12 protein-coding genes and 1 pseudogene are annotated in these 13,361 nt (G+C 30.5%); 5 read left to right on the top strand and 8 right to left on the bottom strand.

Going from position 1 to position 13,361, the window contains the following annotated elements; genetic code table 11:
• Positions 1–7 precede the first annotated feature (7 nt).
• The 3 genes from MHZ36_RS03020 to MHZ36_RS03010 all read right to left on the bottom strand — a co-directional run bounded on the left by MHZ36_RS03020 (position 8) and on the right by MHZ36_RS03010 (position 3,269).
• Positions 8–565, bottom strand: a complete 558-nt coding sequence (locus MHZ36_RS03020) for a biotin transporter BioY (protein ID WP_239229539.1) — start codon at positions 563–565, stop codon at positions 8–10.
• 270 nt (positions 566–835) lie between these two features.
• Positions 836–1,738 carry an ABC transporter substrate-binding protein gene (locus tag MHZ36_RS03015; protein WP_239229538.1) on the bottom strand — a complete coding sequence of 301 codons (903 nt, stop codon included), beginning with the start codon at positions 1,736–1,738 and terminating at the stop codon, positions 836–838.
• Positions 1,739–2,117: 379 nt separating this feature from the next.
• The gene (locus tag MHZ36_RS03010) at positions 2,118–3,269 is read right to left on the bottom strand and encodes an acyl-CoA dehydrogenase family protein (protein ID WP_239229537.1); all 1,152 of its coding nucleotides are present in this window, start codon (positions 3,267–3,269) and stop codon (positions 2,118–2,120) included.
• A gap of 153 nt (positions 3,270–3,422) precedes the next feature.
• Here MHZ36_RS03010 and MHZ36_RS03005 point away from each other — a divergent pair, with 153 nt between their 5' ends.
• The 4 genes from MHZ36_RS03005 to MHZ36_RS02990 are packed head-to-tail and all read left to right on the top strand — an operon-like array spanning position 3,423 to position 6,416.
• A complete protein-coding gene (locus MHZ36_RS03005) occupies positions 3,423–4,172 on the top strand; it encodes an amino acid ABC transporter ATP-binding protein (protein ID WP_239229535.1) in 750 nt (249 codons plus the stop codon).
• On the top strand, positions 4,169–5,023 hold the full coding sequence (locus MHZ36_RS03000; protein ID WP_239229533.1) for an amino acid ABC transporter substrate-binding protein: 855 nt from the start codon (positions 4,169–4,171) through the stop codon (positions 5,021–5,023). The genes MHZ36_RS03005 and MHZ36_RS03000 overlap by 4 nt, the downstream gene beginning before the upstream one ends.
• A complete protein-coding gene (locus MHZ36_RS02995; protein ID WP_239229643.1) occupies positions 5,023–5,706 on the top strand; it encodes an amino acid ABC transporter permease in 684 nt (227 codons plus the stop codon). The genes MHZ36_RS03000 and MHZ36_RS02995 overlap by 1 nt, the downstream gene beginning before the upstream one ends.
• 11 nt (positions 5,707–5,717) lie before the next feature.
• Entirely contained in the window at positions 5,718–6,416 is a 699-nt protein-coding gene (locus MHZ36_RS02990) for an amino acid ABC transporter permease (protein ID WP_239229531.1), read from the top strand.
• Positions 6,417–6,592: 176 nt separating this feature from the next.
• Here the strand turns inward: MHZ36_RS02990 and MHZ36_RS02985 are convergent, their stop codons facing one another.
• The 3 genes from MHZ36_RS02985 to MHZ36_RS02975 all read right to left on the bottom strand — a co-directional run bounded on the left by MHZ36_RS02985 (position 6,593) and on the right by MHZ36_RS02975 (position 8,802).
• Positions 6,593–6,940 (bottom strand): transcriptional regulator, SarA/Rot family, encoded by a 348-nt coding sequence (locus MHZ36_RS02985; RefSeq protein WP_239229530.1) that lies wholly within the window; start codon positions 6,938–6,940, stop codon positions 6,593–6,595.
• A gap of 435 nt (positions 6,941–7,375) precedes the next feature.
• The gene (locus MHZ36_RS02980) at positions 7,376–7,735 is read right to left on the bottom strand and encodes a hypothetical protein (protein WP_239229529.1); all 360 of its coding nucleotides are present in this window, start codon (positions 7,733–7,735) and stop codon (positions 7,376–7,378) included.
• A gap of 14 nt (positions 7,736–7,749) precedes the next feature.
• Positions 7,750–8,802 (bottom strand): LLM class flavin-dependent oxidoreductase, encoded by a 1,053-nt coding sequence (locus MHZ36_RS02975; protein ID WP_239229528.1) that lies wholly within the window; start codon positions 8,800–8,802, stop codon positions 7,750–7,752.
• Positions 8,803–9,721: 919 nt separating this feature from the next.
• On the opposite strand from MHZ36_RS02975, the pseudogene MHZ36_RS14410 reads away from it, so the two are divergent.
• Positions 9,722–10,042: pseudogene (locus tag MHZ36_RS14410) on the top strand (CHAP domain-containing protein); the annotation flags it as partial.
• Positions 10,043–10,474: 432 nt separating this feature from the next.
• On the opposite strand, the gene nhaC reads toward MHZ36_RS14410, so the two are convergent.
• Positions 10,475–11,869, bottom strand: a complete 1,395-nt coding sequence (nhaC, locus tag MHZ36_RS02965; protein ID WP_239229526.1) for a Na+/H+ antiporter NhaC — start codon at positions 11,867–11,869, stop codon at positions 10,475–10,477.
• 35 nt (positions 11,870–11,904) lie between these two features.
• Complete coding sequence (locus tag MHZ36_RS02960) at positions 11,905–12,975, bottom strand: NAD/NADP-dependent octopine/nopaline dehydrogenase family protein (RefSeq protein ID WP_239229525.1); 1,071 nt, start codon at positions 12,973–12,975, stop codon at positions 11,905–11,907.
• Positions 12,976–13,361: the final 386 nt, after the last annotated feature.

The following is a 13,361-nucleotide window of genomic DNA, read 5'->3' as shown; positions in this document are numbered from 1 at the left end:
CTATCGATTAAACATTTATTTTTAATAATTGTTGGAAGCGACTATGATTTAACAATATATTTCCAATCAAACTTGCAATAATTGCTTTTATTATATCACCAGGCATAAATGCAAATGATAAAAGTATAGATTTAGTAATAGGTATATTCGTAATCATCCCCATTATAATAGTTCCAACTATATCTAATAATACTACCCCAAATAAAATAGTTATAACTAATAATAAAATGAAATTAATCTTTTTAAAATATATGTCTCTTACTAGACCAATGAGAAATGCAATAATTGGATACATAACTAAGAAACCAGCAGAAGGACCAGCGAAAACACCTATACCTCCTCTACCACCAGATAATAATGGAAGACCTGCAGCAACTAATAATAATAAGACAACAACACTTAACGTTCCATACTTTCGACCTAAAATAATAGCTGCTAAAAATATACCGATGTTCTGCAAGACAATAGGTACAGGCATAATCGGTAATGGTACAGCCGGGACAAAACCTAATACAGCTATAATTGCAGTCATTAATGCAGTATATACTAAATATTTTGTAGACATTTTGCTTCCTCCTTGATTTCGAAAAAATACAACAATGTAAACATGTTTGATTAAATAGTTTACATTAATGAATGATATAGTTACTTTTAAAAAATTGCAATATCTTTTTAAAATTCATAATTTAAAATAAAAAACCTAGCAGATATAATTTCATCTACTAGGTCAAAAATAATAATAGGTATAATTGTCATGTGAATACGTATATTCAGTCTATGATACTAATTGAAATTCCCTATATGTGTTACTGATAATACATTTCCTACTATTATATTATTTTAATAATTTTTCTTTTAAATCTTTTCTCATGTATTCTAATGTGTACGGATCATTATACCAATATGTTTCAGCTTGAACTTTAATTACATTATCGTTCTTAACTGCTGGAATATTTTTCCATAAATCTGTTTTTGCATATGATGGCGTAGCTTTACCTTCACTTGTTGAAACTATATAATCACCAGCGTAATCAGCAAGTTTTTCTTGCTTAACTTCAGCCCAACCTTCTTTTTTAACAAGTTCATCTAATTTTTCAGGCATTTTCAGACCGAAAGCTTGATATAATACTTCACCGCCGCGTCCCCAGTTTGGACCATAACTGTATAACTTTTTGTCATATTCATCAAAGATTGAAACTGTTGAATCAGATCCAATTTTTTCTTTGATTTCTTTACCATCTTTTTTAGTTTTAGCTTTCCATTTTTCTTCCCAAGTTTTAACTTTATCTTCTTTACCTAATAGTTTACCTAATTCTTGTTGTTGATCTAAATATTTATGTTTACCGTAGTCAAATACAACTGTAGGTGCAATTTTTTTGTACTTTTTGATATTTTTATCAGTAGAATACACAACAATTAAATCTGGTTTTGATTTTGCAATCTTTTCGACATCATTGTCTCCAACTTTTGTAACACCTTTGAATTTATCTTTTAATAATTTACTACTATCTACTTGCTTGTTAACAGCAACAATATTCCCACCAAGGTATTTAATCCCCCCAGCATATGTTGGTGCAACTACAGCAATACGTTTCGGTGATTTAGGTACATCGATTTTTTTACCACTGTCTAATTTAAAAGACTTGGTTTCTTCTTTCTTTGAATCGCTATCCGATTTATTACCGCAAGCTGCCAAAATCAAGACTAAGGCAATTAGCGGGAACAATAATTTCTTCATGTATTTCCCTCCATTGAAAACGATTATCAGTTACAAAGTAATTATATAGCTTCTAAAGTAATTTTACAATAGCAATATTTACAAGTATTGGGTTAATTAATAACTTTAAAAAGTAACTATAAAATATCTATTGTAGTTTAAAAATAATGTTAATAAATATATTTTAAATTGCAAAGACAATTCCGAAATGCTCACAAATTATATTACACTTCCAAATTTATGAAGCATCAAAATAATATAGTGTTATCGAAAACTAAATATAAAAAACTGTCGATAACTTCAAAAATATTACCGACAGTTTTACTAATTATTTTGTAAATACAACTTTTTCCGTTTTAATATTTCAGGCAAATATATCTATAATTTAAAATACTACCAGTTATTTAAACAAATCTAATACTGATTTTGCGATATTAGTATAAGCCATATCTTCCATTGGTGGGTTATGCAAGCCAGCGCGCATATCTCGATAATAGCGCTGTAATGGTCGTTCCATTTCAAGGCTTTTGGCACCTACTATTCTCATAGCTATATCAATAACTTCAAGTCCTTGATTCATCACTAAAACTTTTGATGCAGCAGTTTCATTCCAAACTGTAGGTTCGTCATCTAATGTATAGAGACGTGCTGTACTCCATAAAAAATGTCTAGCAGACAATAATAAGGATTCCATTTTCCCAATATTTTGTTGTACAGTTGGTAATTCTCCAATACTTCCATCTATACTATTTGGACTATGCGTTTTAGCAAAATCAACTGCATAATCTCTAGCAGCTTGTGCAATACCAAGATAAACACTAGGTATATGTAAAATCCATCCATTAGGTTGTTTACCGCCAGTACTTCTTGTTTCCACAAAATTTTCTTTAGGTATTTGCACATCATTTAATACTAAATCATGACTTTCAGTCGAACGCATACCTACCATATTCCAATTATCTGCAATTTCTACGCCGTCCATATCTTTAGTTACTAAATAATATCCTACTTGTTCAAGTGTTTCACTATAAGCGCTTACTACAAAATGTGTCAGCCCCTTACTCATTGAAGTAAACGTTTTTACACCATTTAATACATAACCATCTTTTGTTTCAACAGCATTTGAAGATGGTCTACCACCACGTGTAGGACTCCCTGTTTCTGCCTCACTTATCGCTCTATTTACTAGCGCACCATTTTTAATAGCTTCAGCAAAGTCTTCTAACATAGATGTTTCCCATAATTCATGTTCATACAGTTGCCCTACGACACTCAAATGCCATCCAATTGACAACGCAGTGGCACCATCTATTGCACCTAGATGACTTTGTAATATCACCATATCTTCAATTGTGGCACCTTCACCACCATAACGTTTAGGCAAGGTTAGCTTCGAATAACCTTCTTTAACTAACCAATCAATGTTTTCATAAGGAAAGCGGGAATTAATATCATTATATGCCGCTCTTGACTGAAATTCATTTTTTATACTTTCAAATTTATGAATCCACTTTTTTTGTATATCTGAATGTATTAATGCGGAATCATTCACCTTTATCACCTCATAATTGATCTCATACTCTGGATAAACTTAGTTTAACACTCGACATTATGTAAATAAAGCCATTAAAAATTTTAATCCTTACTTTACCGATAAGATATATTGTGATAGTTTTTAATTATTACATATATGGAGGACAACAAAATGATTTCGGTAAATAATCTCAAACTTCAATATAAAGATCATAAAGTATTAAATGATGTTAGCTTTTCCCAAAATAAAGGAACGGTTACAGCTATTATTGGTCCCAGTGGTTCAGGTAAAACAACATTACTTCGTACACTTAATGCACTTGCTATACCTAAATCTGGAACAATTAAAATAAATAATACTATGTTTGATGCTGGTCAATTTACCAAAAAAGATATAAAAAATTTACGTAATAAATCCGCGATGGTATTTCAAAACTATAATTTATTTAAAAACAAAACAATATTAGAAAATATTACTGAAGGTTTAATATATGGTCAAAAATTCAATGTAAAAAAAGCAAATGAAATTGCAGAATCCTACCTTTCTCAAGTTAATTTATTAGAACATAAAGATAAATATCCTATACAACTTTCAGGCGGGCAGAGCCAACGTATCGGAATCATTCGTGCGCTTGCGTTAAATCCAGAAGTATTATTACTTGATGAACCAACCTCAGCCTTAGATCCAGAATCAATTAGAAGCATTTTGTCACTGATTAAATCTATTGCTGATCAAGGTATGACTATGGTATTAGTCACTCATGAAATTAGCTTTGCAAAAGCCATTGCTGATCAAATATTATTTATTGATGAGGGAAAAATCATACATCGTGGTTCACCTACAGAAGTATTAGAACAAGCAAATTCGGATAGAATACATAAGTTTTTAAATAAAGTTAGAACTGAAGGTGATAATATATGACATTTAGAAAATGTTTCTATCTAACTACAATATTCATCTTTATTTTAACTTTAATTGGCTGCGAAAAAACCCATACATCGAAAGTTAATTCGGCTAAAAAAGAAGTAAAGGTAGCACTATCAGCAGAAGTAAATCCACCATATTTATATACAAGCGAGAACAATCATTTTATAGGTTTAGATATGGATTATATGAAATTGTTAGAAAAAAAATTACCTCAATATGATTTTAAATATGAAGTCGGTGAAGAGGAATCTAATTTAGTTGGTATTGGTTCAGGTAAATTTGATATGGGTATTAATTGGTTCTTTAAAACACCTGAACGTGAAAAACAATTTCTCTACCAAGATGTACCATACAGTTATGCATTACCATTATTAGTTGTTAACAAAAATGAACAAAAAATTCATACCTTGGATGATTTACCAGGTAAACATTTAACACCAATGGCACCAAGTGGCGGTTTATTCTCAATTCTCACACAGTATAATAAAGTACATAAAAAACAAATTGATATCGACACTATACAAGAGCCTTCTAACGGAGATAACTTAAAAATGGTAAGCCAACAGAGAAGAGATGCAATGTTTTTAAATTGGAATACTTATAAGGCTATACAAGAACAAATTCATGCTGATGTAAAAATAGGAGGTATCGTAAAAAAAGAGCCCCTCCATATTGTATATAATAAAAAGCAACAAAAATTGCATGATGATATTGATAAAGCAACAGAAGAATTAAAACGTGAAGGTAAATTACAAACACTATCAAAAAAATATTTTGACTTAAATGTCTTTGACAATTTAAACGAAATTAATAAAGACAAAGATAAATTGGAGGTGAATAAATGATTGCTTCAGTTAATTGGATTAACTTATTTTCACAAGTTATACAGAGATTACCCATAACTTTAAGTATTATACTTTTATCGCTATTATTTTCCATTATTATCGGATTTATACTTTCCTTAATAAGAATTAAAAAGATTTCTATACTATCACCATTAGTAAGAGTATATTTATCATTTATTCGAAGTACACCTTTACTGGTTCAGCTCTTTTTAGTTTATTTTGCATTACCACAATTATTGTTATTGATTCATATCGATATCAATCATTTTAGCAGAATGTTTTTTGTAATACTGGCATTTTCATTACATACAGGTGCCTATCTATCAGAAATCATTCGCGCAGGGTACCAATCCGTTGATTATGATCAAATTGAAGCGGGTTTAACAGTCGGATTATCTTATCCAAGAATATTGAAATCAATCATTATTCCACAAGCATTACGTAACAGTATACCTAACTTAACGACACAAATTTTAGAATTAGTTAAAGATACATCGTTAGCTTTTACCATAGGTATTATAGATATGATGGGTCAAGTAAAGCTGATTATTGGTAATAATTATGGTCTGGGCATGTTAGAAGTTTACATTGTTATTTCCATTATTTACTGGATGATTGCCTTAATTATCCAAGGCTTTTTCACTGTAATCCATAATAAAACACAAAAACCATATCAAATATAAGGAGTTTAAAGATGTCATTTATTCTATATACGATACTTGAAGTATTAAAAGGCGTCCCAAACACATTAATTATAACCCTTGTTGCAATCATATTTGGATTGTTAATCGGTACTTTTTTTGCCATTATACGTTTAAAAAAGATTCCCGTGTTATCACAACTCATCATTGTTTATAATTCATTTTTCAGAAGCACACCACTAATTGTGCAATTATTTATTGTCTACTATGGTTTACCGTCATTTATTTTACTTTTGAATGATCAATTTCATTTTTCTATTAATCCAGATATGTTCTCGCCTTTAATCATTTCACTTATTGTTTTTTCTTTACATGCCGTTGCATATTTAAGTGAGTCAATTAAAGGTGGATTACAATCTGTCTCGTATAGTCAAATTGAATCAGCAGAAACAGTTGGTTTATCTAAAATTAATATTTATAGACGAATTGTTTTACCGCAAGCATTTGGTTATGCGTTGCCTAATATTGAAAATCAATTCATAATGTTACTAAAAGGTACATCTTTAGCATTTGCAGTTCAAGTAACTGAAATAATGGCAGTAAGTCATGTAATAGCAAACGAAGGTTATCGCTTTATACCTGTATACTCTGTTGCTGCAGCTTTTTATTGGTTACTCGCAATCTGCTTTGAAATCATATTTGCTAAATTGGAAAATAAAACTACAAGACATTTGCAAATTTCATCAAAATAAAAACAAACTGTTGCTGAAATAATTTTCAGATCAACAGTTTGTTTTTTATAAAGTAAGTATTTCGGGGTTTATTTCAAATTAAAAACAAGATTGTATCATCTATTTAGCTATTTGAATCAAGTTTTATTAATTGAACGACCAACATATTAGAAATACTATCTTAGTATTTCCAATGATTAAAGTTGTGTTTGAAGTATTTCAATAATATTCGTAATACTCTTACGTTGCTTCTCATCAATAAATACAACTACAGTTCTTTCATCGATTTCACTTCTCTTTTTGCTCAAATATTCCAATTTTATAAGTTTTTGCAATGCTTTTGTTAAATAGTATGGTTTAAGATCAGAAGATTGTGCGATTTCTTTAGCAGTTATTTCATTTGAATCACAATTATATATATAATTCAAAATATAAATTTCTTCATAATTTAACTTAAACTGCTTTTTAGAACCCTTAAAGAATTTCTTACCTTGTTGGTAAGTCGCTATGAGTTCATTTAATGATTTGAATTTTTGCTCTTTCATATAACCACTCCTTGTGTTCATTCTGGATGTTAATATATATCAAAGTGATTCTTATATATTAATATAATAATTTTATACTATTTCACACTTTTTATTCAATATAAGCAGCTATAAAAAATGTGAAGAATACCTACTATTATTTTAATATTTACTTTTAAAAATTAAACTTTAGTAGTTAAAGTAACATTTTATTAATAAAAAGTGCTTTAATTTGGTTTTAGTTAATAATCGCAACTCTTTTAATGTTCAATCCCCTTCTTAATATCCTTTTATTCTTAGCACTCTAAAATAAAATTAAGCTAACTTGTATATGTATAATAAACTATAGATTGAAACCTTCCACTCAAGATAATAAAAAAACTGCCAACAAAGTTAAATACTTCGCTAGCAGTTTAAATCATTCCTTAAAATTTATCGAAAAACTTATTATTTAAATTATTTCTTTTTACAGTCTACTGTATCTAAAAGACTTAATGTTGCTAATCCAGTAAGATCTAACGCATGTTTAGCCCCTGCTTTACCGTGTCCAGCTTCAAAATGTTTATAAGCTGCTACACCTAACACTGAAATAGCTAATAATGAACCAATACGAGAAATCTTTTTACTACCAAAGCTTAACACAAAGAAAATTGCGCTTAACGCTTCTACAGCTCCAGCTAAAGGTACTGCACTTGAAGGCAAGTTAAATACTTCTTCAAAAGTATCTTTCATTGATTGGTCACCTTTTAATTTAGGCTTTGCAGCACCATATAATTCTTTTGCTAATTTTAAATTTGTTAAATAACGTAATATCATTAAAAACGCTCCTTCTATTTATTTTCAAAATATTTATTTACAATAGGTTTCACACGATTTGCCAACAATTCAATTGTATTAAGCGTTCTTTCATGTGGCATCGAACCTACAGGGGTATGCAGCATGAAACGTGTTATGCCTAGTGTTTCTATAGTATCAATAATTTTTTGTGCAACCGTTTCAGGACTACCTACATAAAGTGCACCATTCGGACCAGCCTCTCTATCAAAACTGTTTTCGTCGTATGGTGGCCATCCACGTTCTTTTGCTAATACATCATGGCTCGCCTTTACAGACGGGAAAAATTCTCTTTTTGCTTGTTCATCTGTTTCGGCTATATATCCCCATGAATGTGTTGCAATTTGCAATTCATCTACTTTATGTCCGTAAGATTCAGCTATAGACTTATACATATCTATATTTCTAGCAAATCTTTTTGGATCTCCACCAATTATAGCATAAGTTATAGGTAAACCTAATGCTCCTGCTTTTAAAGATGATTCGGGTGTACCACCAGTAGCAATAGAAATTGGTATTGGGTTAAATTCAGCTCTAGGATATACACCTAAATTTTGTATGGAAGGTCTTAAATTTCCTTCCCAATTTACAAGTTCATTCTGGTTGATATTCATTAATAAATCTATTTTTTCATTAAATAGTTGCTCATAATCGTCAAGTTTATATCCAAATAATGGAAATGATTCTATAAATGAACCTCTTCCAACCATAATTTCTGCACGTCCATCTGAGACTGCATTTAATGTAGAAAATCGTTCATAAACTCTAACAGGATCATCGGAAGACAATACTGTAACAGCACTACTTAACTTTATATTTTTCGTATTGCGAGCAGCAGTTGCTAATACAGTAACAGGATCTGATACTGCATAATCTGGTCTATGATGTTCTCCTAAACCATAAACATCTAAACCATGGCGATCAGCAGTTTCTATTTCTTCTACTATATTACGTATTCTCTGTGCATTACTAATAGCAGACTCTTTTCCCCGTTCCGTATAAATATCACCATTATCTGCAAATGATGTTAATCCAATCTCTATTTTCAATATGACACCTCCACATCTAGTATAATTTTTATACCTAAATATTAAAACTTTCCTATTAATGTGTCAATACCTATGCTCACTATCTAAATTTTATGTATAAGGTGACATACTTTTGCACGATAAAAGTTTTGTTATTTTGTATTTATATTTTTTTATTTTACCTAATTATTTATGTTTTGTAATTTTCTGTTATTTTACAGCGCTGTAATAATTGATGTTGTAACAATACACTAAACAAATCGAAAACCTTATAAATCAAGTGTTTTCAATGACATAATACGTATTTGTTTTGTTACACATAAGGTAAAATTATTAGAACTAAATTACAAAACGATAACAATGCACACAAAGGTGGTTTTTTCTGATAAAGTATTTCTTGTCGTTGAAACAGCGAAACATAAAAAATAAAACTTATTGTCGTTAGAGACTGGGAATAGCATTACGAATAAATAATAAATAGAAAGAAATTCTAGGAGGATATTTTATAATGAAGAAAATCGCTACAGCTACAATCGCAACTGCAGGAATCGCTACATTTGGTTTTGCACACCACGATGCAGATGCAGCAGAAAATAACAATGGTGGATACAATCCAAACGATCCATCATCATACGAGTACTCTTATACAATCGATCAACAAGGTGCATACCACTACGATTGGAAAGGTAACTGGAACCCTAGTGAAGCTGACCAAGGTCACAGTAACTATAGTAACTCTAATCAAAATGCTTCATATGCTACTGGGAATAGCTATGGTAAGCAATCATATACAGCAAACAATCAATCAACAGGTGGAAAAGGCGCTTCAGTTTCAAGCTCAACTTCTAGCCATAACATAAAAGTATCAACTACAAGCGCACCATCAAGTTCATCTAAATCATCAAGTTCATCAATTTCAATTTCTAGCACTTCAGGTTCATCAAGCAACCTATACACTGCTGGTCAATGTACATACTATGTATACGACAAAGTTGGCGGTAAAATTGGTTCAACTTGGGGCAATGCTAACAACTGGGCAAGCGCTGCTGCTTCTTCAGGTTACACTGTAAACAACTCACCTTCACAAGGTGCAATCTTACAAAGTTCAGCTGGAGCATACGGTCACGTTGCTTACGTTGAAAATGTAAACAGTGACGGTTCAATCACAGTTTCTGAAATGAACTATGGTCAAGGTCCTGGTGTAGTTACTTCACGTACAATTTCATCAAGTGAAGCTTCAAGTTACAATTACATCCACTAATTATAATATGAACAAGGCAATCCTAATTAAGGATTGTCTTTTTTTATTTTGTCTTATTTTTAAAATACGAGAACCGGTCTTATATTGCACCATCGCTACAATATACAATATAAAACCGATTAAAATAGATTATAGAAGGATATTTTAAATCTTTACCTACATTGAATTATCGATGAATATCTAGATAATTAAAGTAATATCGCTACAATTATCACTTTACTCAAATTCATATCATCTCATTCATATTAATTTATATCCCAAATATAACTGTTTAAACTTCTATTTAGAAATTTATTAATTTTACATTCACCTTAAAGTGTAATAACTGTTCTTTTAAATCATAAAAATACCCTCATCACTCAATCAATTCACTATCGAATTAAAAAATTCTCACACGCTTAGTAATTGAATCGTAAATTGGGTATTTATAATCTATCTTGATTGCTTAACTTTTTTTATTCCTATGCCAGTAAAACCATAAAACAATGCAAAACAAATACATAGATAACATGGTACAGTCCAAATAAAGAATTGATCAACTGTTACACCTAACTGCTGTGTGTAATAAATTCCAGATGTTCCCCACGGAATAAGCGGAATTATCATCGTCCCTGAATCCTCTAGTGTTCTTGATAAATTTGTTCGATCCAAATCCATTTTATTATACATTTCTAACATTAATACACCGACCATAATAATTACGACTGAAGCGACACCTGCAGCTAATACCATAATCAATCCACCAATGATTGTTGTAAGTATCAATTGTCCTACGGAATTGATATTTTTAGAAATTTTTTGCAAGATGACATCTAAACATCCTGCCTTTTCTACAATTCCTGCAAATGCATAACCACAAAATATTGTAACGACAATTTCAGTCATACTCATCATACCGCCTTGTTCAATTAACGTAATTGTTTTATCCGATAAATGATCGGATGTTGGAATCATAGACTGATTAAACCCATTAAATGAAGTTTTAAAACCATCAATTATATTGAATTTATTATTAATACTTCCTACGATTATTGCGCTTAAACTAGATATTAACATGGATGGCACAGTCGCCATTTTTAATGCTAAGCATAATATAATAACAATAATAGGTATCCACACCCAAATATTAATTGTATAAATATGTGTCAATTCATCTAATAATTGATTGATTTTTGCCGAGTTTGTATTTCCTTTAAATTGAAGACCTACAAAGTACCATACAACTATACCAACAATTGAAGCAGGTACAGTTGTCCATATCATCGCTCTTATATGACTAAATATATTAACTTTTGTAACGAGCGCGGCTAAATTCGTCGTATCTGAAAGTGGTGACATCTTATCTCCAAATACGGAACCTGCTATAATAGCACCTGCTGCCATACCTTGTGGAATATGTAATTGACTGGCAATTGCCATGAGTGCAATACCTGCCGTCGATGCCGATCCCCATGCTGTGCCTGTTGCAACTGATGTAATTGCACATATAATAAAAGCAGACACTAAAAATAAATTTGGATTCAAAAATTCTAATCCATAATAAATTAATGCAGGTACAGTTCCAGAATACATCCAACTCCCTACGATAATACCAACTGCTAATATTATAAATATCGCAGGCATCGCAGTTGCCAATCTATGCGTTATACCTTCTTCTAAATCATTCCATTTCAATCCAACTCTTCTTGCTATCCATGCTGCATAAGCAGATGCTAAAATCAACAATGCTTGTATTGGTATATCAAATCCTACAAAACCTGTTATTACTATAAAAATCATAACTAATATTGTAGAAATTGCTTCAATAAATGTTGGTTGCCTCGTCATTGCTTGTGCCCCCTTTTAAAAACTATGTTCATAAACTAATCTAAACCTAATTTATCAATGCCTAATTCTGATAATGTTAACCCTTCTTCAAAGAAATCTCTTTCAAGTATCGTAGAGGCTATTGTTATAATTGCATCAATGTTAGGCGTTGGAACACCGATATGGCTACCCAAGCTTGACCATAAAACTAATCCAAATGCGATATCCTCAGTTAAATAGCGATTTTTAACTTGGTTTGGTCCTTTTATTTGAGAAAATACTGGACTATTATTAAATAAACGGTTGAGTGGTTCATCTTCATCAACACGTTCTAAATTTCCACGCTCTATTCTTGCTTCTTTCGCAGTTGATAATTCAAACCCAAGTTTACGTCCTAATGTCAGTCGTTCTAATTCAACTGCATGTAATAATCTAACTGTATGTGTTGTTATACCTTCAGCGTATAACGAAAAATCTTCAGAATAATCAATTCTTCCAACATTTAATAAAGTTGGCCCAGGATGCACTTCTGGATTTCCATTTTCTAGATTTGTCTTCCATAAACTTTCCTCTTTAACAATATAAGGATATAGCTTCTCTATTTTTTCAAAACTTTCACTTAAATTTGCTTTATTATATGTTGAAAAATGAACTTTTCTAACATTTAAAGATAAATTCACAGTAGCTTCGTCAAAATTAACTCTAGTACCATATGTTAAAGTATTAACTTCTGCAAATTTTGGTTTTGTATCAATATGCATATCTTCTAAAACATTTAAAAGTCTAATTGACCCCATTGCTGCTGCCATATTAAAAAATATAAGTTGTTCAGTTTTTAAAAATGGTGCCATGGTATGAGCATAATGTTCAATAAAGGATGATGGAATAATTATTTGAACCACTTCTGCTTCATTTAATACATAAGACATATCATCACTAATATCTGTAAATTCAACAAAATGTGATTCTCCTTCATTGTTAAAAGTGAAACCACCCTGTTCAATTGCTTTATCAAATTTATGTATGGATTGATTTCTACAATATAGTTTCACCTCATGCCCCTTACTTTTCATATCTAATGCTGCTGTGACAGCACCATTACCAGATCCTACAATAGCGATTTTCATATTCAACCTTCTCTCTTTATTTTGATATATACACATTACTTTAATGTATAACCTGTAATAAACAGCTATAAACAATTGCACTCAATCAAAATATTTCTATTAAACTTGATTTAAATAACAAAATTTTTATCGATTCAACTGTATGCTTTTTAAATAATAATTTAAAATAGGATATGAAATTTTTAGGATCTATTCGATAAGATTATTATAATTGTAGAGACATTTGATTTTGATTTCTAAATGTTTCGTTTTATACATACTATTTTATTAGAAATGTTGATTCGAATTGACTATAAGACATCCTTTTAATTTTCATAAATGCTATATGGTTAATTTTATTAAACTGGATGTTTTTAATATTTTGTCTAACAAACAAAGTAATCTTA

It is taken from the genome of Staphylococcus sp. ACRSN, assembly GCF_022346615.1.
Taxonomy (GTDB): Bacteria; Bacillota; Bacilli; order Staphylococcales; family Staphylococcaceae; genus Staphylococcus.
Note: the sequence above shows the minus strand (reverse complement) of the source record. Positions and strands in the feature narration are given on the sequence as shown.